23 protein-coding genes are annotated in these 26,115 nt (G+C 46.4%); 22 read left to right on the plus strand and 1 reads right to left on the minus strand.

What is annotated here, in order from left to right:
• The 4 genes from FS818_RS03585 to FS818_RS03600 all read left to right on the plus strand — a co-directional run bounded on the left by FS818_RS03585 (position 1) and on the right by FS818_RS03600 (position 3,538).
• Entirely contained in the window at positions 1-2,109 is a 2,109-nt protein-coding gene (locus tag FS818_RS03585) for a DNA ligase (protein WP_145329727.1), read from the plus strand.
• Positions 2,106-2,417, plus strand: coding sequence for an EscU/YscU/HrcU family type III secretion system export apparatus switch protein (locus FS818_RS03590; protein ID WP_145329729.1), 312 nt, complete (start codon positions 2,106-2,108; stop codon positions 2,415-2,417). The genes FS818_RS03585 and FS818_RS03590 overlap by 4 nt, the downstream gene beginning before the upstream one ends.
• Positions 2,411-2,809, plus strand: coding sequence for a YraN family protein (locus FS818_RS03595; RefSeq protein ID WP_145329731.1), 399 nt, complete (start codon positions 2,411-2,413; stop codon positions 2,807-2,809). The genes FS818_RS03590 and FS818_RS03595 overlap by 7 nt, the downstream gene beginning before the upstream one ends.
• Positions 2,810-2,986: 177 nt before the next feature.
• Positions 2,987-3,538: a nitroreductase family protein gene (locus tag FS818_RS03600; protein WP_145329733.1), complete on the plus strand. Its 552-nt coding sequence runs from the start codon at positions 2,987-2,989 to the stop codon at positions 3,536-3,538.
• A 325-nt stretch (positions 3,539-3,863) separates the two neighbouring features.
• Here FS818_RS03600 and FS818_RS03605 read toward each other — a convergent pair whose 3' ends face one another.
• Positions 3,864-5,474 (minus strand): YifB family Mg chelatase-like AAA ATPase, encoded by a 1,611-nt coding sequence (locus tag FS818_RS03605; protein ID WP_145329735.1) that lies wholly within the window; start codon positions 5,472-5,474, stop codon positions 3,864-3,866.
• 427 nt (positions 5,475-5,901) lie between these two features.
• Between FS818_RS03605 and FS818_RS03610 the strand changes: the two genes are divergently transcribed.
• The 18 genes from FS818_RS03610 to FS818_RS03695 all read left to right on the plus strand — a co-directional run bounded on the left by FS818_RS03610 (position 5,902) and on the right by FS818_RS03695 (position 26,098).
• Positions 5,902-6,357, plus strand: a complete 456-nt coding sequence (locus FS818_RS03610; RefSeq protein WP_145329737.1) for a MarR family winged helix-turn-helix transcriptional regulator — start codon at positions 5,902-5,904, stop codon at positions 6,355-6,357.
• Between the two features lie 250 nt (positions 6,358-6,607).
• A complete protein-coding gene (sucC, locus tag FS818_RS03615; protein ID WP_145329739.1) occupies positions 6,608-7,768 on the plus strand; it encodes an ADP-forming succinate--CoA ligase subunit beta in 1,161 nt (386 codons plus the stop codon).
• A gap of 63 nt (positions 7,769-7,831) precedes the next feature.
• Positions 7,832-8,761, plus strand: coding sequence for a succinate--CoA ligase subunit alpha (gene sucD, locus FS818_RS03620; protein ID WP_090923883.1), 930 nt, complete (start codon positions 7,832-7,834; stop codon positions 8,759-8,761).
• Between the two features lie 240 nt (positions 8,762-9,001).
• Entirely contained in the window at positions 9,002-10,132 is a 1,131-nt protein-coding gene (gene dprA / locus FS818_RS03625; RefSeq protein WP_145329741.1) for a DNA-processing protein DprA, read from the plus strand.
• 330 nt (positions 10,133-10,462) lie between these two features.
• On the plus strand, positions 10,463-12,562 hold the full coding sequence (topA, locus tag FS818_RS03630; protein ID WP_145329743.1) for a type I DNA topoisomerase: 2,100 nt from the start codon (positions 10,463-10,465) through the stop codon (positions 12,560-12,562).
• A gap of 16 nt (positions 12,563-12,578) precedes the next feature.
• Positions 12,579-13,922, plus strand: coding sequence for an FADH(2)-oxidizing methylenetetrahydrofolate--tRNA-(uracil(54)-C(5))-methyltransferase TrmFO (gene trmFO, locus FS818_RS03635; RefSeq protein ID WP_397351708.1), 1,344 nt, complete (start codon positions 12,579-12,581; stop codon positions 13,920-13,922).
• A 24-nt stretch (positions 13,923-13,946) separates the two neighbouring features.
• The gene (hslV, locus tag FS818_RS03640; RefSeq protein ID WP_090923879.1) at positions 13,947-14,489 is read left to right on the plus strand and encodes an ATP-dependent protease subunit HslV; all 543 of its coding nucleotides are present in this window, start codon (positions 13,947-13,949) and stop codon (positions 14,487-14,489) included.
• A gap of 117 nt (positions 14,490-14,606) precedes the next feature.
• On the plus strand, positions 14,607-16,013 hold the full coding sequence (hslU, locus tag FS818_RS03645; RefSeq protein ID WP_145329747.1) for an ATP-dependent protease ATPase subunit HslU: 1,407 nt from the start codon (positions 14,607-14,609) through the stop codon (positions 16,011-16,013).
• A 1,005-nt stretch (positions 16,014-17,018) separates the two neighbouring features.
• Complete coding sequence (gene flgB, locus FS818_RS03650) at positions 17,019-17,426, plus strand: flagellar basal body rod protein FlgB (protein ID WP_090923877.1); 408 nt, start codon at positions 17,019-17,021, stop codon at positions 17,424-17,426.
• A 5-nt stretch (positions 17,427-17,431) separates the two neighbouring features.
• Positions 17,432-17,884, plus strand: coding sequence for a flagellar basal body rod protein FlgC (gene flgC, locus FS818_RS03655; RefSeq protein ID WP_090923876.1), 453 nt, complete (start codon positions 17,432-17,434; stop codon positions 17,882-17,884).
• Positions 17,885-17,938: 54 nt separating this feature from the next.
• A complete protein-coding gene (fliE, locus tag FS818_RS03660; RefSeq protein WP_145329749.1) occupies positions 17,939-18,253 on the plus strand; it encodes a flagellar hook-basal body complex protein FliE in 315 nt (104 codons plus the stop codon).
• A 131-nt stretch (positions 18,254-18,384) separates the two neighbouring features.
• Positions 18,385-19,971: a flagellar basal-body MS-ring/collar protein FliF gene (gene fliF, locus FS818_RS03665; protein WP_145329751.1), complete on the plus strand. Its 1,587-nt coding sequence runs from the start codon at positions 18,385-18,387 to the stop codon at positions 19,969-19,971.
• 11 nt (positions 19,972-19,982) lie between these two features.
• Entirely contained in the window at positions 19,983-20,999 is a 1,017-nt protein-coding gene (gene fliG, locus FS818_RS03670) for a flagellar motor switch protein FliG (RefSeq protein ID WP_090923874.1), read from the plus strand.
• A complete protein-coding gene (locus FS818_RS03675) occupies positions 20,992-21,849 on the plus strand; it encodes a FliH/SctL family protein (protein WP_145329753.1) in 858 nt (285 codons plus the stop codon). The genes fliG and FS818_RS03675 overlap by 8 nt, the downstream gene beginning before the upstream one ends.
• The gene (fliI, locus tag FS818_RS03680; RefSeq protein WP_145329755.1) at positions 21,836-23,155 is read left to right on the plus strand and encodes a flagellar protein export ATPase FliI; all 1,320 of its coding nucleotides are present in this window, start codon (positions 21,836-21,838) and stop codon (positions 23,153-23,155) included. Before FS818_RS03675 ends, fliI begins: the two co-directional genes overlap by 14 nt.
• A gap of 10 nt (positions 23,156-23,165) precedes the next feature.
• A complete protein-coding gene (gene fliJ / locus FS818_RS03685; RefSeq protein ID WP_123064449.1) occupies positions 23,166-23,615 on the plus strand; it encodes a flagellar export protein FliJ in 450 nt (149 codons plus the stop codon).
• A 43-nt stretch (positions 23,616-23,658) separates the two neighbouring features.
• Complete coding sequence (locus tag FS818_RS03690) at positions 23,659-24,597, plus strand: MotE family protein (RefSeq protein WP_145329757.1); 939 nt, start codon at positions 23,659-23,661, stop codon at positions 24,595-24,597.
• 37 nt (positions 24,598-24,634) lie between these two features.
• A complete protein-coding gene (locus FS818_RS03695) occupies positions 24,635-26,098 on the plus strand; it encodes a flagellar hook-length control protein FliK (protein ID WP_145329759.1) in 1,464 nt (487 codons plus the stop codon).
• The last annotated feature ends 17 nt before the right edge of the window (positions 26,099-26,115 follow it).

The following is a 26,115-nucleotide window of genomic DNA, read 5'->3' on the forward strand; positions in this document are numbered from 1 at the left end:
TTGAATATCAGCTCCATGATTCGTGGTTTAATGGGGGACAGTAAGCCCGGAAACGCCAAGCCGCTCGAATTAAAAGAAGGTCAGGTCGTTCGTGGATCTGTCGTCAGTGTATCGGATGATGGTGGAGAGGCTGTGCTCCAGATTCAAGGGGTGCAGGTGCGTGCTAAACTGGAGACACCGCTCCGTCCGGGTGAGACGACGCTTCTGCAGGTTCAACCTCCGGGTGAGAACGGTATAACGGTAATGAAACCTGTTGCTGGCTCGCTTGCAGAGCTACCGCAGGCTTCACTGAATAACTTGTTGCAAGAGGTAGGTTTGGGGGATACCAAAGAAAACCGGGAGTTGTTACTTGCTATGCAACGCAGTGGGTTGCCGCTGACCAAGGATAACGTAGCCATGGTGCAAAACATGATGGTAGCCAAACCTGCACTGGTACCTGTGGAGGAATGGGTACAGGCGGCGGGCATTGCTTTTCAGCGGGGCTTGCCTGTTACGGCAGAAACGGTGAAAGGTTTACATCAGACCGTATTTGGACCTCCTTTGCATCAGTTGTTAAGTGGTCTTGCGGATCAACTGGAGTCATTTTTGTCTCAAACGGTGGCAGGTAAGCCGTTCCCTGGCGGCGAAGTAGCAGGCTTGAAAGCGGTGGCGTCCACAGGACAGGCCGGAGCTTCTGGAGCCTTGACTAATGTTGCTGTTCAGCCAGAAGAGGGAGCACCCGTGGTAAATGTGAGCAGGCCAGGAGTTGGAATACCCGTAGCCTCTCCTGTAGCGTCACAGCCGAATCAGGTTCAGACCACTCCAGCGGTGGGTGCAGGATTGACTACAGATGTTGTTGAAAGTGCGGCATCAGACCAGGGGCAACAGGCTAAAGTTAACGTGCCGTCGAATGCAAGCCAGGCGAATGGTGGACAAACAGGAGCTGAGGCTGTTGCGAAGAGTGTTGCCAGCCAAGCGGAAACGGCTGGCAAAGGTAATGCAGGTATTCCGGCGGGCACCGGAATACCTGGGGAAGGCTCGCCGCGAGCTACGGAAGCGGGCCAAGTTGCGAGCCGCCCGGGTACACCTGGGGCGGCGGAAGCGGCGGCTGGCCGTGCAAGTGCGGGCCAGCCGGAAGTTGCGGCCGTGCGTGCAGACGGCCGCGCAGACACGCCTGCTGCTGCGGCGACACCGTCCGCAGCAGGGCAGGCCGCGCCAACAGCGCCTACGCCAGCACAGCTGGCGCCAAAGCTGCTGGCGCTGCTGGACGCGCTGCGCAACGCGTCCACTGCCGCACCGGCACAGCCGGGTGCGGCAGCACAAGCCGCCCCTGCTGCGCAACAGGGCGGCCAAGCGGCTGCGGCTGCCGCAGGCTCGCCGCAGCCCTTGCCAGCCGGCGCTGATGCGCAGCCGGCTGGCGGTGTTGCCGCCGCTCCCGCAGGTGCGGCGGCAGCGCACGCGCCCGTCACCCACGGGGGAGACCCGTGGGTGGGGCGCGTGCTGAAGCTGCTCGGTGCGGAGCACGAGCAGCAGGCCGTTCACGGCGCGGCGATGCAGCCGCGCGTGGGTGAGGCAGCGAGTCCGGCTAACACGGACTCGCTTAAGGGTCTGCTGCTGCAGTTAGCCAGCAGCGACAGTGCCCCGGCGGCGCTGAAAGATGCCGCCAATCAAGCCATACAATACCTGACGGGTCAGCAGCTATTGCTTACAACCGATCGCGGTGCAGCGTTTGCGCAAATGCACTGGTTTATCCCCATCACGGGTCCGGACGGTGAACAGACGGCCTCTGTGCAGATTCAATCACGCCGCGGTCCGCGCGGGGAATTGGATGCCTCGAATTGCCGTTTGCTGTTTGACTTGGATATGAGAAGTTTGGGGCATACCCTCGTTGATGTACATGTGGTCAATAACATTGTCAGTTTGCGTGTCCTTAATGACCGGGAAGAAATGGGAGCGCTTTTGGAGAGTGGACGTGAAGTGATCCATCAATCGCTGGACAAGCTTGGATATCAGCTGTTGACCTTCCGGGCAGAACCTTGGCCGGCAGGGCAGGAGCCGGGGATGGAGCGTAAGATAACTGCTGCAGATTATAGCCCTGAGCGATACAAAGGGGTGGATTTCAAGGTATGAAAGAGGAATCGGCACAGCCGGACCTGTTATCGAAAAAAGCAGTTGCACTAAAATATGTCCCGGGAGAAAGTGAAGCACCTGTTGTTGTAGCCAAAGGCCGTGGCAAAGTAGCGGAAGCCATTCTGGACAAAGCCAAGGAAAACGGCGTTCCCGTACAGGAGGACGCAGCTTTAGTTGAAGTGCTCTCCAAGCTTGATCTGGATGAACAGATTCCGACAGAATTGTATCAGTTGGTAGCAGAGGTGCTTACCTATGTTTATCGAGCCGATCGGCTTGCCTCGGGCCGAAGTGATAACGAATCATGGTAGAACAGGGATCTGGCCAGCAAGCTAGTGGCAAGTTGACCCGTCAGCAAAAGGGAAAGCTAGGCGAAGAGGAAGCTTGCCGCTGGTTAGTGAAACAGGGTTATTCTATCCTGCAGCGAAACTGGCGTTGTCGTAGCGGAGAAGTCGATATTATTGCAGCACGGGAAGAGTTGTTGATTTTTGTTGAGGTGCGAAGCCGAAGTTTCAATTCAGGATTCGGAACTCCACAAGAGTCTGTCGATCAGCGCAAAATGCAACAGGTTCGTTCGACGGCGGCGGTTTATCTGCAAATGAACGGAGAATATACTCGTCAGATTCGATTTGATGTCATAGCGGTGATGATGAACCATTTTGGGGACATCATGTCCATAAATCATATAGAAAATGCATTTTAAGCTTGAAGTTGGTTGATAAAATGGATGAACTTTTAGACAAGTATGCTGTCTATAGTTCATCTTTTTCTATTTGATCCGGAACTCTCATATCTGCCATCCTTTGAATCTGGCTAACATAGAGGTGTATAATAAAAATTGCAACCTGTTGTGTACCATTAGGAGAGGGGGGCATGACCCATGAGTAAAACGACGAAGACAATCAACGAAGTCCGCCATGCGATCGAGAATCGCCGCACCGTCAAAAAATTCAAGAAAGATCCTGTTCCAACGGAGCAAATCATCGATTTGCTGGATACAGCCGTTTGGGCACCTAACCATAAATTGCGTGAGCCGTGGAGATTTGTGTTGTTCAATGGCAAAGGACGCAAAAAGCTCGCAGAGGCCATTGAAGCCGAGATGGGTGAGGATAACAAGTTTTCGGGGAGTGTGCAACAGGTGCCTGCTATTTTGCTGGTTGTGCTGGAGGAAGACCCGAGACAAGCGATCTGGGATGAGGATTTTGCCGCAGTCAGCACCATGGTTCAGAACTTTATGCTTGCAGCATGGAGCGAAAATATAGGCACATTTTGGGTGACCAAACCATTTTTATATGCACCTAAATTTCGGAAGCCACTAGGTATCAAGGCGGGAGAAAAAATTATTGGAATGATCTATATGGGATACCCCGATGTCATCCCATCAGCGAAAGAGCGTACACCTGCCAAGGAGAAGCTAACGTTATTTGAATAAAAGAACTTCATTCGAGACCACATGCATGTGGTCTTTTTTTGCAATAGAGATCGGGATAACGTCTGAATGCCGGGCAATCAAGCGGATCAGTTATTTCGGAATAGTGTGACAAGTTCGCTTTTTTCATCATTGCTTCAAATCGATTTCCAAACTCTTTAATTGTTAACATTAAATCTACATCCGAGTAAGCGTCCGAGGGTTGTTCAACACGACTCCCGACTCCTTTTGAATGTGCTTATAATGCCAACCAGGCCGTATAGGTACTCTTCATTAACATGTAAGCAGAGTTCAAATACGGCCTTTGCTTAGCATCTGAATATTAGTATTAAAATAAACTCAAGTCTAATTGTCGATATTGTATCGCTTCCGCGACATGGGCTGTCACAATCTCACCTTCATGATCCAAGTCAGCAATAGTTTGTGCCATTTTCATAATTCGGTCATGGGCACGCATACTCAGATTCAGCGTCTGTATCGTTTGATCCAACAACTGCTCTGCTTCACGAGGTAGATGTATGGTCTTCCGTAAAAATGTGCCAGAGAGCTGACTGTTCCAGCGCACTGAACGGTTTAGGTAGCGTTTGGCCTGAATGGAATGGGCGACCATCACTTTTGCTTGCATCTCGACAGATGAAGGGGAAGTGCCAGCCATACGCCAATCTCCTGGTGGGGGAACTTCGACTTGCAGATCGATACGATCCAGCAGTGGGCCCGAAATTTTTGCCCTGTACGCTGCAACGCGAGCCGGACTGCAGATACAACGCTGTTCCTCCGCCTGAGCCGACAGATAACCGCAGGGACAAGGGTTCATTGAACAGGCCAGCATGAATTGTGCAGGAAAAGTGAACGCAGCTCTTGCCCTACTGATCGTAACGGTCTGATCTTCAAGCGGCTGTCTTAGTACTTCAAGAACCTGACGCTGGAACTCCGGTAGTTCATCCAGAAACAAAATTCCGCGATGAGCGAGACTGACCTCGCCTGGCTTTGGAATGCCGCCGCCCCCAATCAAGCCGGAGGTGGATATCGTATGATGAGGTGACCGAAAGGGTCTGTCTGCAATCAGTCCTTGAGGTGCTTCTTTTAGATGTCCTGCCGCACTTAACACCTTAGTTACTTCAAGTGCTTCTTCTTCCGATAAAGGGGGTAAAATCGTCGGTAATCGTTTAATCAGCATCGTTTTGCCTGTACCAGGTGGGCCAACCAGCATGATATTATGCATGCCCGCAGCGGCAATCATTAGTGCACGCTTGACATGATGCTGTCCAAGTACATCACTATAGTCTTCATGTGGGGAAGAGAAAATTTCTCTACCTTGACTGGAACGTGCACTGGAAGGTTCGGAGAAATGAAGGTGACTGTAGTCTTTTAAGATGATTGGCCCCGCACTCGCTGTTCCCCCGGATGTGTTGCCATTTAAACCTTGGGATGTAAAGGTATGATCACGAGCGAGGTCCTTCAGATGTTGAAGCCCATAAATCCCGATTCTACGAATCAAACGTGCCTCCTCCACGTTCTCATAAGGGAGCAGAACCGAAGTAAAGCCTTGTCTTTTGGCTAGATCAACCATCGACAATATCCCGGGTACGGGCCGGATTGAACCATCCAGTGCCAGTTCCCCGAGAACTAAAGTGCGTTCCTGCGGGGGAAGAACAAGCTGACCGCTGGTTGTAAGTAACGCAATGGCAATAGCAAGATCAAAGGAGGAGCCTTCCTTACGAAGATCTGCCGGGGCCAAATTAATCGTAATACGTTGCAAAGGATACTGATATCCACAGTTTTTAATCGCCGCCCGAACGCGTTCCACAGCTTCTCTGACCGCCGAATCCGGTAGTCCGATAATGGAGGTCAGAGGTAAACCATTAGATAAATCCGTTTCAACTTCAATTAATACACCGTCAATTCCATACAGACACGAGCTATATAGCTTTCCATACATAACAAAGAAACACCTCACTCGAATAGTAGGCTCCGCGCAGGGCGAGCCAGTCTCGAATTAAGGTGCTTCCTCAGCTTCTACTAGCATTTTATATAAAAGGAATCAGAGCGTCAACCCGGTGTGAATGGTTATGAGATAAGTTTGTCTGATCCTGAATTGTTCTGGTATTGTGGTTGTTCTGATGATCGCCCTAGCATAAGTGGGTTATTCACCCTTTGATCACCTGTAATTATATTTTATACAACTTAATTTAACATGATTAAATAAGAAAGTAAAATAATTTGTGCTCAATTATTCTTTTTTTAATCTATTTTGTGATAAGATAGTAATGGGGAAACTAAAATTCGCCGCTAATAAAGGCGAAGCAGGATGATTAACCCAATAAGATATGCAATTTAAAGTACATTAGGCAGGTGAGACAGACAACATGCAGACAGACCGTTTAAAGCTGGATAATCAATTATGCTTCGCCATATACGCTTGTTCACGTGAAATTACAAAATTGTACCAGCCCTATTTGGAAGTGCTTGGTGTAACGTACTCTCAATATCTGGTATTAATGGTATTGTGGGAGCGGCAGGAATGTACCGTTAAGGAAATCGGTGAAGCCCTGTACCTCGACTCAGGTACGCTGACGCCTCTTCTCAAACGGTTGCAATCAGCCGGGTTCATCCATCGTGAGCGCTCTGCACAAGACGAGCGTAAAGTGATGATTACACTAACCGATGCGGGACGTGAACTCAAGAATAAGGCATTATCCATACCTGAAGCCATTCAGGGAGATGCTTGCTTGAACAGCACAGAGTTTGAAACACTGCTTGGACAGTTTAAGGGTTTGCTTGAGAAAGTTCATGAAACGAATATCAATGTGGCTAAAAAATAATAATAAAAGTCTCCATGTGATGAAAAACCTTAGCCTACTCGGTTAAGGTTTTTTTCCATATATATCCAAGCATTCACAAAAAGGGATCATATCCATATCAAAATGCTGTCTATTAACCATTACTTTTTTAAGGAAAGCGTTTTAAAAACATGTTACAATGAATTGGGTTTAAGTGAAAATAGTCAACATATGTCTTTTGTTCGTCTACCAGCCCGCCTTGTTGCAGTCATGTTGATAGGAGGATTCGAGAATGAATATCCATGAATATCAAGGAAAAGAAGTACTGAAACAGTATGGAGTTACCGTTCCAAACGGAAAGGTTGCTTATACAGTCGATGAAGCGGTTGCGGCCGCAGAGGCACTGGGCAGTCCGGTGACTGTAGTTAAAGCGCAAATTCACGCAGGGGGTCGGGGTAAAGCCGGCGGCGTGAAAGTAGCAAAAAGCACAGAGGAAGTTCGTGCCTATGCATCCGAAATTTTGGGCAAAGTATTAGTAACCCATCAGACAGGACCAGAAGGTAAAGAAGTAAAACGTCTTTTGATTGAAGAAGGATGCGATATCCGCAAAGAATATTATGTGGGTGTTGTTGTCGATCGTGCTACAGGACGTGTAGTCATGATGGCTTCCGAAGAAGGCGGAACAGAGATCGAAGAAGTAGCTGAAGCTACACCTGAGAAAATTTTCAAAGAGGTTGTTGACCCTGCAATCGGATTGCAAGTGTTCCAGGCTCGCAAGCTGGCTTACAGCATCAAAATTCCGAATGAACTCGTGAATAAAGCTGTGAAGTTCATGCTCGCCTTGTACAAGGCATTTGTTGAAAAAGATTGCTCCATTGCCGAGATCAACCCGCTGGTTGTTACCGGAGATGGAAACGTTATCGCGCTGGATGCAAAGCTGAACTTTGACTCCAACGCTCTCTTCCGTCACAAAGATATTCAAGAACTTCGTGACTTGGATGAGGAAGACGAAAAAGAAATCGAAGCTTCCAAATACGACCTCAGCTACATAGCGCTTGACGGCAACATTGGCTGTATGGTTAACGGTGCGGGACTTGCGATGGCTACGATGGACATCATCAAATATTACGGTGGAGACCCGGCCAACTTCCTTGATGTTGGGGGCGGTGCAACAACAGAGAAAGTTACGGAAGCATTCAAGATCATTCTGTCCGATGCCAAAGTAGCCGGTATCTTTGTTAACATCTTCGGTGGTATTATGCGTTGTGATGTCATTGCCAACGGTGTTGTTGAAGCAGCGAAGCAGCTTGGCCTGACCAAACCGCTGGTTGTTCGTCTTGAAGGAACTAACGTGGAACTGGGCAAACGTATTTTGGGTGAATCCGGCCTGAATATCGTTCCTGCTGATTCCATGGCCGATGGAGCACAGAAAATTGTTGCCCTCGTAAAATAGGTTCATTCCTTCGTACCGGAGCTGTCCGGGAATTGAAAAATAACCGTAAGGATGTGAAGCAACGTGAGTATTTTGATCGATAAAAATACAAAAGTCATTACGCAAGGCATTACGGGTTCAACGGGAATGTTCCACACGAAGGGCGCATTGGACTACGGAACCCAAATGGTAGGCGGTGTTACGCCAGGCAAAGGCGGAACCAATGTTGACATCACGCTGGAAGACGGTTCAGTAGTCAGCTTGCCGGTATTCAACACGGTGCAGGAAGCGAAGGAGGCTACTGGCGCAACAGCGAGCGTCATCTATGTTCCTCCTGCATTTGCAGCGGATTCCATTATGGAAGCTGTTGATGCAGAACTGGATTTGGTCATTTGTATTACAGAAGGTATTCCGGTTCTGGATATGGTCAAAGTAGACCGTTTCATGGACGGAAAAAATACAGTATTGATTGGGCCTAACTGTCCAGGTGTTATTACACCGGGCGAGTGTAAGATCGGCATTATGCCTGGATACATTCATATGCCAGGGCATGTTGGTGTCGTTTCACGTAGTGGAACACTGACGTATGAGGCTGTTCATCAGCTCACAACTCGTGGTATTGGCCAATCTTCTGCGGTAGGTATCGGAGGAGACCCGGTTAAAGGCTCCGAGTTCATCGATATCTTGAAACGTTTCAATGAAGATCCACAGACACATGCTGTGATCATGATTGGTGAGATCGGCGGTACTGCGGAAGAGGATGCAGCAGAATGGGTGGCAGCTAACATGACTAAACCGGTGGTAGGATTCATCGGTGGTGTTACAGCGCCTCCAGGCAAACGTATGGGTCATGCGGGTGCGATTATCTCTGGCGGTAAGGGTACAGCCAAAGAGAAAATTGCGAAGCTGGAATCATGCGGTATTAAAGTTGCTCCGACACCAGCGGAAATGGGCTCCACTTTGGTAAGTGTGCTCGAAGAACGCGGTATTTTGAATTTGTGCACGACACATTAATCCTATTCCGTTATAATAGAAGAAACAGCACGGAAATGACTCATTTTCGGAGCCGTTGATTCAGGAGACGGTAAAGGTAAGCAACCTTTTGTCCTTTAAACAGGGCGAAGGGTTGCTTTTTTGCGTTTTTTTAGAAAAATGCGGGCGAGCTTTAGTGTGCAGAATATGTTAACGTTTGCAATTTATCGTTGTTTATCACACAATTAGAGGGCAATTTGCCCTCTCACAGGAGGCAGAAATATGGAAGAACGCTGGATTTTGCTTGGACTCTACGAAATGGAAGGCATCGGTAAGAAAAGTGTTGCAAAATTGATGACAGGTCAGCACTCGTTGCAGGAGTTGCTTTATTACGAGGAAGGAGACTGGATTGAAGCTGGACTGAGGAAGGATCAGGCGACTCGTTTGGCTAGAGAATTTAATGCCGGCTGGATTGAGAGCAGAAGAGAGCAGGTTTATAATTGCGGGATCGAGGTTATTACTTATCTGGATTCAAATTATCCTATATTAATGAAGGAAACCGCACAGCCTCCCTGGGTGATGTACACTCGAGGAGATACTCGGTTATTACATCAACCTTCGATTGCGATGGTAGGAACAAGGATGCCTACAGTTTACGGGCGTAAGGTTGGGGAAAAGCTTGCAGAGCAATTGTCTCTTGCGGGGTTAACCATTGTCAGTGGACTTGCCAGAGGTATTGATCGTGTGTGCCATGAAGCTGTTTTAAGAGTGGAAGGCAAAACCATTGCCGTTTTTGGTACGGGGGTAGACATGGTCTACCCACCAGAGAATACGAGCTTAGCGGAACAAATTGCTGAAACGGGCCTACTTTTGTCAGAGTACCCTCTGGGAACCAGGGCTCGTCAGGGTCTTTTTCCCGAGCGAAACCGGATTATCGCAGGATTAACATTGGGAACGCTCGTTGTAGAAGCGGATATACGAAGTGGTTCTCTCATCACCGCAGATGCAGCACTCGAGGCAGGCAGAGATGTATTTGCAGTTCCAGGGCCGATTACTTCGCCGAAGAGTCGAGGGGCACATAATTTAATACGGCAGGGGGCCAAATTGGTCACTTGTGCTGCTGATTTATTAGAAGAGTATCGTTTGGACTTGCCAAATGCAGAACAACTTCCTTACAATAGAGGACGTTCGGCAGAAATGTCAGGACATGCGGAACAAGGTTTATTTCCAAAGGCAGAACTTTCTACAGATGAACGACGTATCATCATTTTACTTGAGCAGGAAGAGCAGTCTTTAGATCAATTGATAGAGCGGTTGGGTTGGGATTTTGGACATTTACATTCAGTTCTGTTATCTTTAATCATAAAAAAGCAGATTAGCCAATTACCAGGAACCAAGTATGCGAGGGTATGACGATGCTGCAACCTGTGCAGTATGTGAAGTATATAATACGAAGTATGAAGTGAAGTATTCAACTATATAATTTGAACGCTTAATTTACACAACAACGGAGAGGACAGAAAAAACCTGAAGAAACGAAGTGTTCGCCTAAAAGCTTTCTGGAAGAAAGCTGCATCGGAAGCATACGCTTATCACCGGATTTTAACCTTGAATAAAGGAATAAAAAAATCTGGGGATAACAGCGATCGGAAGGTTATTCTGTCATCGAAGTGTTTAGTGTAAAATCTTAAATTCAACTTATATAGCAAGAAACAGTTTCATGACTGAGAGGAGGATGGGCCTATGGCGGATGCACTCGTAATCGTGGAGTCGCCCTCAAAGGCGAAGACGATCGGCAAATATTTAGGTAGCAAGTTCATCGTGAAAGCTTCGATGGGACATGTGCGCGATTTGCCAAAGAGTCAGATCGGCGTTGAGGTAGAGAATGATTTTAATCCGAAATATATTACGATCCGCGGCAAAGGTTCAGTATTGAAGGAACTTAAGGATGCGCGCAAGAAGGTAAAAAAAGTGTATCTCGCGGCCGACCCGGATCGTGAGGGTGAAGCCATTGCCTGGCATTTGGCACATGCACTTGAACTGGATGACACGGCTGATTGCCGAGTTGTATTTAATGAAATCACCAAACAAGCGGTTAAGGACGCATTCAAAACACCGCGTAAAATAAATATGGATTTGGTCAATGCACAGCAAGCCAGACGGATTCTGGATCGGCTCGTTGGATACAAGATTAGTCCACTATTATGGAAGAAAGTGAAAAAAGGGTTGTCAGCAGGACGAGTTCAGTCCGTTGCCGTCAAAATTATTTTGGATCGCGAGAATGAAATTGACGAATTCGAACCGGAAGAGTACTGGAGCATTACAGCCAAACTGAGTGCAGATGGCAATCCGTTTGAAGCAAAGTTTCATAAGTTGAACGGAACGAAAACAGAGCTTGGCAGTGAAGCGGAAGTACAAGCGATTTTGAAACAGATCGAAGGTGCTGATTTTACAATCAAGGAAGTGAAGGAGAAAGAGAGAACTCGAAATCCTTCGGCGCCATTTACGACAAGTTCACTGCAGCAGGAGGCGGCACGTAAACTTAATTTCAGGGCTTCCAAAACGATGTCGGTTGCACAGCAACTTTATGAAGGCGTGGACCTTGGAAAAGAAGGCACAGTCGGTCTCATTACGTATATGCGTACAGACTCGACTCGTATCGCTGTTTCCGCGCAGGAAGAAGCAAAAGAATACATCATTGGCAAGTATGGTGAGACGTTTGCACCAGAGAGCCCGCGGAATTATTCTAAAAAGGCTTCCAACGCTCAGGATGCGCACGAAGCAATTCGTCCGACTTCCATTTTGCGTGATCCGGATTCGATTAAATCGTTTATGAGCCGTGATCAGTTCCGTTTATACAAGTTGATATGGGAACGTTTTGTAGCAAGTCAGATGTCTTCGGCTATTCTGGATACACTTTCGGTTGACATCGCTGCAGGAGATACAATCTTCCGTGCCGCGGGTTCCAAGGTGCGCTTTCAGGGATTCATGAAAGTGTATGTAGAAGGCAATGACGATGGTACAACCGAGGAAGATCGTTTGTTGCCTCCTCTCAAGAGTGGAGATGTCTTGGAGAAGCAGGAGATTGAGCCTAAACAGCACTTTACGCAGCCGCCGCCACGTTATACCGAAGCACGGTTGGTTAAAACCCTGGAAGAACTCGGCATAGGTAGACCGAGTACATATGCGCCAACACTGGAGACCATTCAGAAACGCGGATATGTTGCGATCGAAGAGAAGAAATTTATGCCGACTGAGCTGGGAGAGCTGGTCATTGAGCAGATGGAAGAGTTTTTCCCGGAAATTCTGAATGTGGAGTTTACCGCGAATATGGAAGGCGATCTCGACCATGTAGAGGAAGGCTCTGAAGATTGGGTTAAAGTGTTGGCTGAATTCTATGAATCTTTCGAGAAACGGCTGGAGTTTGCTGAGGAAGAAATGAAAGAGATTGAGATCGAAGACGAGGTATCGGATGAGATCTGTGAAAAATGTGGCAAGCCGCTCGTGTATAAACTGGGACGTTTCGGAAAGTTCCTCGCATGCTCAGGATTCCCTGACTGCCGCAATACGAAACCGATTATTAAAGACATCGGTGTAACTTGTCCGAAGTGTAAAGAAGGGCATGTCGTGGAACGCCGCAGTAAAAAAGGACGTATATTCTATGGCTGTGACAAATATCCGGAATGTGATTTTGTATCTTGGGATAAACCTTCCGCCAAACCTTGTCCGAGCTGTGGATCGTTAATGATTGAGAAGCGAAACAAAAAGGGAACAAGATTGCAGTGTACTTCATGTGATCATCAGGAGCCGGTGGAAGAATCGGAAGATGAATCAACGGATTAGCATATGATGGGGGTAAATGATTTTGACAAGTGAACAACAAGTAACGGTAATTGGAGCGGGACTGGCTGGATCAGAAGCGGCATGGCAGATTGCCAGTCGCGGTGTACGAGTGAAGTTATATGAGATGAGACCGGTAGTCAAAACGCCGGCCCATCATACGGATAAATTTGCAGAACTCGTATGTAGTAACTCTCTGCGTGCCAATGGACTGGCGAATGCTGTTGGCGTTTTAAAAGAAGAGATGAGAATGTTGAATTCGCTCGTGCTCGGGGCGGCTGATCGACATGCTGTTCCGGCGGGAGGAGCATTGGCTGTTGACCGGGATGGCTTCTCGGGTGAGATTACTTCGACATTGCATCAGCATCCGCTGATTGAAGTGGTGAACGAAGAACTTACTTCTTTGCCAGAGGACGGAATTGTTGTTGTAGCGACTGGACCACTGACTTCGCCGGCATTGTCCGAGCAGATTAAAGCGTTGATGGGTGAGGAATACTTCTATTTTTACGATGCTGCAGCTCCGATTATTGAAAAAGATTCCATTGATATGAACAAGGTTTACCTTGCCTCTCGTTATGATAAAGGAGAAGCGGCTTATCTCAACTGTCCAATGACAGAAGAAGAGTTTGATGTCTTTTATGAGGCTCTTATTACTGCAGAGGTTGCTCAGTTAAAAGAATTCGAAAAAGAAATCTATTTCGAAGGTTGCATGCCGATTGAAGTCATGATGAAACGGGGTAAACAAACAGCATTGTTTGGACCGATGAAGCCGGTAGGTCTGGTTAACCCGCATACGGGTGAATTGCCTCATGCTGTAGTACAGCTTAGACAGGACAATGCAGCGGGAACGTTGTATAACCTGGTAGGTTTCCAAACGCACTTGAAGTGGGGAGAACAGAAACGTGTTTTCTCACTGATTCCGGGTCTTGAGAATGCTGAGTTTGTGCGCTACGGTGTCATGCACCGGAATACATTTATTAACTCACCGAAGCTGCTTCGTCCAACGTACCAATTCAAAGAGCGCCCTAATTTGTTCTTTGCTGGCCAAATGACAGGGGTAGAAGGCTATGTTGAATCTGCCGCATCGGGTCTTATTGCCGGTATGAATGCAGCTAAAGCGGCGTTAGGACAAGAACTTGTTGTACTGCCGGTAGAAACGACACTAGGTAGCATGGCCCAATATATTACAACAGCGGATTTCAAGCACTTCCAGCCAATGAATGCTAACTTCGGTTTGTTACCGAAATTGGAAACTAGAATCCGTAACAAAAAAGAAAAAAATGAAGCACTTGCTAATCGTGCCCTGGATGGTATCGCCAAGTTTATTGCTTCAGAAGGTCTAACCGTTCCGGAACGCGTATAAATTATTCGTGGGGGAGCTGATATCATGGATATGTCATTTCATGCGACAACGATCTGTGCTGTCCGTCATAATGGCAAGGCGGCGATTGCGGGCGATGGTCAGGTAACGATGGGCCAGAGCGTTGTTATGAAGAACACAGCCAAAAAAGTAAGACGCTTATATCGTGGACAAGTTGTTGCTGGCTTTGCCGGTTCTGTAGCTGATGCAATTACACTGTTTGAAAAATTCGAAGGTAAACTGGAAGAGCACCATGGCAATCTGCAACGGGCGGCGGTTGAACTTGCAAAGGATTGGCGGCAGGATCGCATACTGCGGAAGCTCGAAGCCTTGTTGATTGTGATGGACAAAACAGGAATGTTGCTTATTTCGGGTGGCGGGGAGATTATCGAACCGGATGATGATATCATTGCGATCGGTTCAGGTGGTAATTTTGCTTTATCCGCTGCGCGGGCGCTGAAACGTCACGCTGGACAGATGGAAGCGAAAGATATTGCGCGTGAGTCTCTTCAAGTGGCTTCCGAGCTGTGTGTGTACACGAATAGTAATATTATCGTCGAAGAATTGTAGGAACAAAGAAATCTCCCGTACAGGAACAAGATGCTACATCTGCTCCGGTTTACGCTAAGGAGATTCTTTGCTCTTGTGGCTGAATTGACGTCAACATACTTGTAGGAGGGAAGCATTATGAATTCTCAAGCTTTAACGCCAAGACAGATTGTTACCGAACTGGATAAATATATCGTAGGTCAAAAACAGGCGAAGAAATCAGTGGCAGTAGCCCTTCGTAATCGCTATCGACGTAGTCTTTTGCCAGAACATACACAGGATGATATTGTACCTAAAAATATACTGATGATTGGACCTACAGGCGTCGGTAAAACGGAAATTGCGCGTCGTCTTGCAAAACTGGTAGGGGCGCCTTTTGTCAAAGTTGAGGCAACCAAGTTTACCGAAGTGGGATATGTTGGACGTGATGTGGAATCAATGGTTCGTGATCTGATTGAAACATCCCTGCGTATGGTCAAGCTTGAACGAACTGAACAAGTGAAGGATAAAGCGGAAGAAGCTGCTAACGAGCGCATTGTACATATTTTGGCTCCTTCTCAGTCCAAGTCTAAAAATCAGCGTAATCCGTTTGAAATGATCTTTGGGAACAACGGGAATGGAAATGCCTCTCAGGATCAGGACGAACCTGAACCCGATGCAAACGTTGCTGAGCGTCGTCGTAAAATCAAATTCGATCTGTTGTCTGGTAAACTGGAAGATGACATCATTGAGATCGATGTAGAGGACAATACGCCGAACATGATGGATATGTTTGCTGGCCAGGGTAATGATCAGATGGGCATGAACATGCAGGAGATGTTTGGCAGTTTGTTGCCGCGGCGTACGAAGAAACGTAAATTGGCTATTAAGGAAGCACGTAAAGTGCTTATTCAAGAAGAAGCGGGCAAATTAATCGATATGGATGATGTGACTCAGGAGTCCATAAGACGTGCAGAGCAGACAGGCATTATTTTCATCGATGAGATTGATAAAGTAGCCAGTCAAGGTCGTGGAAGCGGACCGGATGTTTCCCGTGAGGGCGTTCAGCGTGACATTCTACCGATTGTTGAAGGATCAACGGTCATGACCAAATATGGGCCTGTCAAAACGGATTATATTCTGTTTATGGCGGCTGGCGCATTCCATGTGGCTAAACCTTCAGATCTGATTCCGGAGCTTCAGGGGCGCTTCCCCATTCGTGTAGAGTTAAACAGTCTTACCTTGGAGGAGTTTGTCTCCATTTTGACGGAACCTCAGAATGCGCTAACGAAGCAATATGTCGATTTATTGCGCACAGAGGATATTGAGATTGAGTTCTCGGAGGATGCAATACGCGAGATTGCCAAGCTCGCGGAATCCGTTAACCAAAACACAGAAAACATTGGGGCTCGCCGTCTGCATACTATATTGGAAAAACTTCTGGAAGACTTGTCCTTCGAGGCTCCCGAGCTTACGTTGGAACGTATGGTGATTACACCAGAGTATGTACGTGAAAAATTACATGATATTGCGACAGATCGAGATTTAAGTCAGTACATCCTTTAAGTAAGTGCAAAGGGTAATGAATATAGCTTGTAGTATCATATGAGATGATGGTTATATGGAGTAAAATCAGGGGTATGTACCATGAACAGTGAACATTTAATCAATATGTTCTGTGCTTTGTATGCAGAGGATACTGTGTTAGATGTCGTGTTTATGGATACGTACCCTTATTTTATATTATGGTCTAACCTTTTCTGATGATTGGACCGATAATAGAGAGGTGGCGATCATCTATGCTAGAAACTAGGACTTGGGCCGCATGGATAACAGTATAAAGGGTAGCGGATTAGTTGGTATTCCTATTTTTATGCAACCATGTATTTCCATTAAAAGAATTTTAATTATTTAAATGTGATCTTTTGTTAAGCGAATCCACTGGAAAAGTTTGCGCAAATGCGCAAAACGTCGTTTTGTGGAAAACCGAGAAGCCATCAATTGTTTCTAAATATAAAATAGTAGTGACTTATACAATTGTTAAGAAAGTGTTGTGTCAAAAATGATGAATCCAATGAATCTATAAATATATAATGAGCAATAAAACAGTGTCGAATTCATAAAAATACAGTATGCTGTAAGCTTAAAACCCTAATACGACGGTAATATATGCTAAACTTAACAAATAAAAATCCTATTGTGGAAATGAACACTTGGCTGTGTTCAGATTGAAATACTGTCTGGGAAATTGAGTTATATTTTAAGAATGTTTAAGGAGAAGCTGTCAGATTGTTAACACAATTTTGATTTGGGACTGAATATTTACGAAAAAAATCATATTTTGCAGAAAATACACAAAAAGCCCTCTCTTTCAGAAAAGATAGGGCTTTTTTCTTATTGTAATATATCCCAAACTCGAAGAAACTTATGTTATACGACAACATCAGAGTTAATTCTACTTAAGTCCTAGAAAACCGTGTAAACACGAATGTTTTTGTCGAAAAAACAACAGCCGTTTCGCGTGAAAAGATTCAATCTTTTTCCATATATACTAATGAGAGGAGGGATATTGTGAATCTTTTAAACGATATTAGCTTTAAAAGATTACAAGGTGCGCTCGATGCGTCGAACATGAGACAACGAACGATAGCTGATAACGTAGCGAACGCCGATACCCCGTATTTCAAGCGATCAGACGTTTCTTTCGAAGAAATGTTACAGGATCAGATGAGCGGTGATTTACCTGTTCTTAAAGGGAAAGTAACGGATCCAAGGCATTTTGTCATAGGTCCTTCCTCTTTAGTACCAACACCAGTAGTTAATATGGACCAGTCCACTTCCATGAATAACAACCAGAATAATGTGGACATTGATCGAGAGATGAGTCTTCTGGCGGATAATCAATTGCGTTACAACGCTTATATCCAGCAAGTGAACGAACAAATTAAAATGATGCGAGTAGGCGTAGAAGGGAGATAACCGCGTTGAACATTAGCAACAGTTTTGGAATCAGTGCTTCGGCTCTTACAGCTCAACGTTTGCGTATGGACGTCATTTCTTCCAATATTGCAAATGCGGAAACCACGCGCGCGAGCATGTCGAATGGGGTCGCAGTTCCCTATAAGCGGAAAATGGTAGTACTTGAACCGAATAAAACATCCTTCAGCACGATGCTACAAAACCAGATGCGTGGTGGAGGTTCAGGTGATGGTGTAAGAGTAACCGAGATTCGGGAAGATCAGTCACCATTCAAACCGGTTTATGACCCGACTCATCCAGATGCAAACGCAGAAGGGTATGTGTTCATGCCTAATGTGGATATTGCAAAAGAAATGGTCGATATGATCTCAGCTTCACGTTCTTATGAAGCTAACGTTACTGCACTGAATTCAACCAAAGCAATGATTTCCAAAGCGTTAGAAATTGGAAAAGGTTAACTGTTGCATTCTTCGACAACAAACTAAAAGAAGAGATAAAAGGGAGGGACATTCATGATTCAGAACAATATGTTTAGCACTCAGGGAGTTCAGCAGTTGCAGATGAAGAGTGCAGCAACTGAAAATAAACCTTCTACACCAGCCGAAAGCATTCAGAGCTTCGGTACATATTTACAAAATGCACTGGGGTCTGTCGCCGCACAGGAAACCCAGGCTCATGAAATGTCAAATCAATTTTTGGTAGGTAAAGCGAATGTAGATCAGGTGTTGATTGCTTCGGAACAAGCCCTGCTTAGTCTGCAACTTACCACTCAGGTACGTAATAAAGTGGTTGAGGCATATCAAGAGGTTATGCGCACACAACTATAAGAGTTCATTTGCGCAAACAGTAGCGCTGATCATTACGACAAGCAGCTGCGATGCTGCTCCTGATCAAAGCTAGGAGAACGCTCAAGCTTTTGTCAGGACAGACTAAGCAAAGTTTCGGATGGGGTGACAGAGTGAATGAGAGAATTGCCCAGTACAGGGACAAGGCATCACAGTACTGGAATAGCTTTAGCAAAAAGCAGAAAACATTATTTATTTCAACCTTCTTATTTCTGATTTTGGCAGCAGTGGTTCTCACGATGCAGTTATCCAAGACAGAATATGAAGTGGCGTTCACAGATTTAAATGCAAGTGATTCAGCTGGTGTCATCAATTATCTGAACTCATCAAATATCCCATATAAACTTAGCGCGGACGGAAAAAGTATTTCTGTACCCAGTACAGATGTAGCGCTGACCAAAGTGAATATCGGATCCCAAGGCATCATACAGAATGGTTCCCTTGGTTATAAAGCGTTTGAAAGCTCATCATCACCAATCGGCATGACAGATAAAGAATTTGATGTGAAATACAACAATGCATTAAACGGAGAAGTTGAAAAGCTACTCCAGCGAATGCAGGGGATTCAGGATGCCAAAGTCCTTGTTAACATGCCAAAAGATAATATCTTTGCAGGTTTGGAGGAACAGGACAAAGCTTCGGCTTCCGTAGCGTTGCAATTTAAACCGGGGTATCACCCGAATCAGGCAGCTGTCGATGGTTACTTTAATTTGGTTAAAACAGCTGTTCCGAACCTGCCGATCGAGAACATCACCATCACGAACACGGATGAGGCTGAACTCGTTCCAACCGCTCGCGGTGGCAGTGGTGGCTTGTCATCTGAAGTTCAGGAGAACATGGCATTACAGAAAAAGTTTGAGAGTGACGTGCGAAACAACGTGAAGCAATTCCTCTCTCAAATTGTAGGTGAGGATAAGGTCAACGTTTTGGTGGCCTCCAAACTGAACTTTGATAAAGTGACAAGCAAGGAAAATCTCGTTACACCTGTTGATCAAGAGAACATGAAAGGGATCGAGATCAGTGTACAGCAAATTCAGAAGAGCTACACTGGTGGGGGAACTCCGACAGGTGGTGTAGCAGGAACCGGCCAACAGGACGTTCCAGGCTATCCTTCTTCTGATTCCAATAGCAATGCGAATTCGGAAGAATCCTCAAGCACGATAAATTATGAAGTGAATCGAATTGCCAAAGATATCATTTCGAGCCCATATACTGTAAAAGATTTAACCATCAACGTGGCGGTCGAACCACCCGCAGGGCAAAACGAATTGCAACAGCCTGTTAAAGATGCGATCGAAAATATTCTGGTTAATATCGTTCGCGCGTCATTGGCAGACTCAGGCACGACAATAACTGACGCAGACCTAACAAAAAAAGTATCAGTCATGTCACAGGGCTTTGCAACAGCTGCAGATGCCAATACGGGCTTCCAGTTGACACCTGCGATGATGTGGGGCGGCGGAGCACTTATTGCGGTCCTGATCGCTGCGGTAGTGATCTTGTTAGTACGTCGTCGTCGTAAACAAAATGAGATTCAAGAAGAGGAAGAAATCCCGCTTCCAGTAGCAACAGAGTTCCCGTCCATAACATTGGACAGTGTGACGAACGAAAGTCAGGTGCGCAAACAATTGGAGAGTTTGGCCAAGAAAAAGCCGGACGAATTCGTCAATCTGCTGCGTACGTGGCTGGCTGACGAATAGAGGTGAACGCATTGGCGAAGGCAGGCAATGCCGGATTGACTGGCAGACAAAAAGCAGCAATATTGTTAATTACATTAGGTCCGGAAGTATCTGCTCAAATCTTTAAACATCTCCGTGATGAGGAGATTGAGCAACTTACGTTGGAAATTGCTAACGTGCGTAAGGTTGACGCATCCGAGAAGGACATGATTATGTCCGAGTTCCATCAAATTTGTTTGGCACAGGAGTATATCTCTCAGGGGGGGATTACCTATGCAAAAGAAATTTTGGAGAAAGCACTCGGCTCCTCCAAAGCGCTTGAAGTTATTAATCGTTTGACAGCTACGCTGCAAGTCAGACCATTTGACTTTGCACGTAAAGCTGATCCGAATCAGATTCTGAACTTTATTCAGAACGAAAGTCCGCAAACGATTGCGCTTGTACTGTCTTATCTGCAATTTGAGCAAGCGGCGGCCATTCTGTCCTCGCTCCCTCAGGAGAAGCAGGCAGATGTTGCTCGTAGAGTAGCTGTGATGGACAGCACTTCACCAGAAGTTATTTCACAGGTGGAACGTGTGCTTGAACAAAAGTTGTCCTCTACTGTTACGCAGGATTACACAAATGCAGGCGGTATCGAATCCATCGTTCAGATTTTGAATGGTGTCGATCGGGGGACGGAACGTACGATTTTGGACTCCCTTGAGATTCAGGATCCGGAACTTGCAGAAGAGATCAAAAAACGGATGTTTGTTTTCGAAGACATTGTCAATGTGGACGATCGCTCCATTCAACGTATTATTCGGGATATCGACAATGCCGACCTGCAACTTGCACTCAAGGTCGCAAGCGAAGAAGTGCGTGAAGCTGTATTCCGTAATATGTCGAAACGGATGTCCGAAACATTCAAGGAAGAGATGGAGTTCATGGGCCCTGTGCGGCTGCGTGATGTGGAGGAAGCTCAGACACGTATCGTAGGTACGATCCGCAGACTGGAAGAAGCTGGCGAGATCATTATCGCACGTGGTGGAGGAGATGATATCATTGTCTAATTTGATTAAATCTTTCCAGTATGTACCGGTAGAAGACCATAAAAGGCTCGAAAATCACCACCATTATGGTGGTGAAGACGAGACTGGATTGGAAGAGGACGGCGTAGCAGTTTCTGAATCAGAAGTGCTTCAGGCACGAGTCGATGAAGAGACGGAACGTCTTACTGCTCAGATGCTGGAAGATGCCAAGGAGTTTGCGGAAAAGCAGGTGCGCGATGCTTCGGAAGAGGCGGAGCGAATGCTTCAGGAAGCCCAGGAACAGATTGAACGCTGGTGGCAGGAGCAACGAGAGCAGGATGAACATCTGACTGAAGCTCTCCGCGCTCAAGGTTTTCAGCAAGGGTTTGAAGAGGGACGAGCACAAGCTGAACTGGATCTCCAGGTGAAGATCGAAGAGATGATGAAAGAAGCACAAGGGGTGCTTCAGGAAGCGTATGTTGCCAAAGAACAGATTATTCAGGAAGCCGAGCCGTTCCTTGTTGAACTTGCATGTGGCATTGCGGAGAAAGTGATAGATAAGCAGCTTACGGTAGAACCTGAACAAACGATTGAGCTGATACGTCAGAGTTTGTCCAGGAAAAGGGAGCAAGGACAGATCGCGCTCTGTGTGGCGCCTGAGCAGTTTTCTTTTGTACAAGCTTCAAGGGAGGAACTGGCTCTTTCCATTGATTCGCAGGCAGAGTTACAGATTTTGCCGGATGCTACGGTTAAAGATAAGGGCTGTGTTATCCGTTCTTCATTTGGAAGTGTTGATGCAAGAATTGATACACAGCTGGCCGAGATCAAAAAAGAACTGATCCGCATAGCACTTGAGGATGAGGAGCGAAGAAATCAACATGAAGGTTCTTAGTTCACAGCGTTATATGGAGCATCTGCGACAGTTTGATCCTGTGCGTATAAATGGAAAAGTAACTCAGGTTATTGGACTTATGGTGGAATCAGAAGGACCGGATGCCAGCATTGGCGACGTATGTTACATCTATCCTGGCAAATCTGCTAAGCCGTTACAGGCTGAAGTTGTGGGGTTTAGGGATAACAAGGTGTTGCTAATGCCGCTTGGAGAACTTCAATCGATTGGTCCGGGCTGCGACGTGGTCGGAACCGGTAAACCTTTAGGAGTACAAGTAGGCTCTGAATTGCTTGGCAAAGTGCTGGATGGACTGGGACAGCCGCTTGACGGTTCATTGTTGCCATCCCGAATGCCGATGTACTCTACTTCCAATACCCCTGTTAACCCTATGGATAGACCGCGTGTGCTTGAAACGATGAGTGTAGGCGTGAGGGCAATTGATGGCTTGCTCACTGTAGGCAAAGGACAGCGTGTGGGCATATTTGCTGGTTCAGGTGTCGGAAAAAGTACATTGATGGGCATGATCGCCAGGAATACCGCTGCGGATGTGAACGTGATTGCATTGGTGGGTGAGCGTGGACGGGAGGTTCGTGATTTTATCGAACGGGATCTTGGTCCAGAAGGTCTGGAACGTTCTGTCGTCATCGTGGCAACATCAGATCAACCGGCTCTGATACGAATCAAGGGGGCTGTCATAGCAACAACGATTGCAGAGTATTTCAGAGATCGGGGCATGAACGTGATGTTAATGATGGATTCGGTGACCCGTTACGCCATGGCGCAAAGGGAAGTCGGTTTGGCGGTAGGAGAACCGCCGGCGATGAGAGGTTATACACCTTCCGTTTTTGCAAGTCTGCCGAAACTGTTGGAACGTGCAGGAACAGGTCCCACAGGCTCGATAACTGCCTTCTATACTGTTCTCGTCGATGGGGATGACATGAATGAACCGATTGCAGACGCAGTCCGGGGGATATTGGATGGTCACATCGTGTTGAACCGTGCGATAGCGAATAAAGGTCATTTTCCAGCAATTGATGTGCTTGCAAGTATCAGCCGTGTCATGAAGGACATCGCTCCTGAAGAGCAGATTGATGCGGTTAACAATATGAAACGTCTGATGGCTGTGTATAAGGAGTCCGAGGATTTAATCAACATCGGGGCTTATCAACGGGGATCAAATGCAGCTATAGATGAAGCAATGGATCAGATTGATCATATCTGGGATTTTACGAAGCAAAAAGTTGATGAAAAGGTAACGTTAAGTGAAGTGCAGGAGCGTTTGATTCTTGAATTCGCAAGGAGATGAAGGGTGAACGATGAAATTTCGATATCATTTCCAGAAGGTTGTTGACCTGAAAAGCAATGAGAAGACACAGGCGGAATGGATGTTATCCACAGCGATCGGTAAACTTCAGACGGAAGAAGAGCATTTGTTGCAATTGATTAATGATCGAAATAATTTGATGAACATTATTCAAGCGGCAACTGAAAATTGTGCTTCCGTATCCAGTTTGCAGGAAATGCAGCGATATGCATACCACCTTGACGAATGTATATCGCGTAAGAACAGTGATGTCGAGCATGCTCAGGTCAATGTGCAACGGAATCAGAGCTTTCTGAATGGTAAAGTAATTGACGAAAAAGTGTGGCTTGGAGCGAGAGATAAGGCTAAAGGCAGATTTCAGCAAGAGATGCTCCTCCGGGAACAGAACGATCTGGACGAGATGGCTACTGTACGCTTCGCCGCCAAAGCCCGTGCGAACTGATGTGAGCCGGATGCGAAGTTGTCTCGTGAAGGAGGAATGAACGGTGGCTGTAGAAGACACTGATATCGAAAAAGAGTCCGGGAGTGGATGGGAAAAGTTTCTCATGATTTCGATCCCGATTGTATTCACGGTTGTGCTCTTAGGTGTACTGCTTACTCTATTTAATGTTGATATTCGGAATAACGCGCTCGAACTTGCCAAAAAGATTCCTGTAGTCAAGAATTGGGTGCCTGATCCGGTGCTTGATCCTGAGAAGGAGAAGTTGGAAAAGAGCGAAAAGCAGGTTGAAAGCGCGGAAGCAACGATTGAAAAGCTAAAATCTCAGGTCACTGCGAAAGAAGCAGAGCTGAAAGCAGCCAAAGACGCGGCTACTGCGGAGACGCAGAAAACAGCTGATTTGCAAAAAAAATTGGATGATGCGAATAAGGCTACTGAAACAGCTAAAGCTTCTGAACCGGAAACCGAAAGTGATTATCAGAAGCAGATTAAAAGTCTGGCTAAAATGTACGCTGATATGAGCCCAAGTAAAGCCGCGCCGATTTTGCAAAATATGACGAATGAAGAAATGGTGCTTATGTTGAGCGCGATGCAGTCGACAGCCCGGACGAAGGTGCTGGAAAAGATGGATCCGAAGACTGCAGCGGATGTGACCATGCTGATGAAGGATGCGAAGCCTTCAGGCGATCTTGCTTTGGATGCCCTGCAGTCCCGATTGAAAAAGGAGACAGCAGCAACGTCCACGACAACAACGACTAATAGTAAAAATTTGGATAAAAATCAATTAAGCCAGACCTTTGCTTCGATGTCTGCCTCAAGCGGAGCAAAACTATTGCTCGAAACCTATAAAATTAGTCCGGATAAAACACTGACCATACTCAATTCAGTTAATGATGCAACACGATCTCAGCTACTTGAGAACATGTCAAAAGAAGATTCGGTTGAGACAGCCAAAGTGTTGAATCGGCTAATGGGCAACAAGTAGCAACTCTATTCTTAATGCATGGAGGGGAGGTGAAAAAATGTCACTCGTATATCAAATGAACGCTGGGGCTTCTTCCAAAGCTGCTGGTTCAACACAGTCATCAACAGCGCAGTCTAAAGGTTCGGTTACAGGAACTGGAGCTGAGTTCTTGCAGACGCTGGCACAGTCATTGGCTGGGGGAAGCGGAACTGGTGAGGGTACTGATGGAACGAATGGTGCAGTAACAACAAATACGTCTGCTCCCCTGATGTTCACTTTTGCCTCAGAAAATGAAGAAAAGAACACATCCGCAACAGACGCGTTAAGTTCACTATTTGTTGATGCAGATTCTTCAGACTTAATGGGGAAGCTTGAAAAATTATTTGGTGATCTGGATACGTTAGACAAAGCTTTGGAAAATGATCCGGCCTTGCTTGCAGGTCTTCAATCGTTGATCCAGCAATTGTACGCATTATTAAGTAGAGATTCCGACGGAAATCAGCAAGCTTCGTTAAGCGAGGTTGGTTCTAATTTAGATCAAGCTCCTACGTCTGCATCTGCTGTTGAACTGTCTCAGCATCCAGCCGCAGTCCGTTTTGTATTACAGGATGTGCTAACACAATTGTCAACGGAAGTTCTTAAACCAGGTCCTAATGTAGTCAAGAGTGCTCCCGAATTCCAACACTTACTTCAGCAGTTGCAAAGTCAGTTGAAGGAAGCTGGAGTCGAAACGGATGGGAAAAAGGGTTGGTCTGAACTCAAATCGATACTGAATACACTCTCGGCAATAAAGGATGCACCTGTTCAATCACCTAACGTTGCTCCGACTGCAGTATCCAAAACAGATGGGATGACACCTCAGACCACTGTATCTGCAACAGTTCAAACAGAAACTAAAGCGACAACAGTAACGGTTAAAAATGACTCAACACCCGTTGCCGATGCGCAACCTGTAATCCATCATTCAAACATTGTAACAGCTGGAGAGTTGTCCTTGCGAAGCTCAGGTACAGTCGTGAGCAAACCTGCTGAGCCTGTCATGCAAGCAACGAATTTTGCTAAAGAAATGACGCAATTTGTGGTGAACAAGCTGGATATCGTGAACCAAAAAGGATTTTCTGAAGCCACAATCTCACTCCGTCCGGAGCATTTGGGGAAATTGGATGTACAGATTACGTTGCAAAACGGACAATTGGTTGCCAGGTTCATGACTGAACATGTCATGGCCAAAGACATGCTTGAACAACAGATGATGCAGTTACGTTCCTCGTTACAGTCCCAGGGCATTCAGGTGGAACGGCTCGAGGTCACTCAGAACAGTTCGCTCGGATCTGAAATGTATCAGGATGGCGGACGTCAACAAGGAAATCAATCTCAGCAACAAAGACGTTCCCGTGAGCGTGGGGAGCATACCGATGAAGCTGTAACGGCCGCGGGGTTGCAGGAAGAGTTACGCAACTGGCGTAGTGAGCAAGTGGAAGGCAACGAAATCCAGAGAGATTCGTTTACTGCAGAGGCTTAAACAGGGATGAGGTGAAT

It is taken from the genome of Paenibacillus xylanexedens, assembly GCF_007680605.1.
GTDB lineage: Bacteria > Bacillota > Bacilli > Paenibacillales > Paenibacillaceae > Paenibacillus > Paenibacillus xylanexedens_B.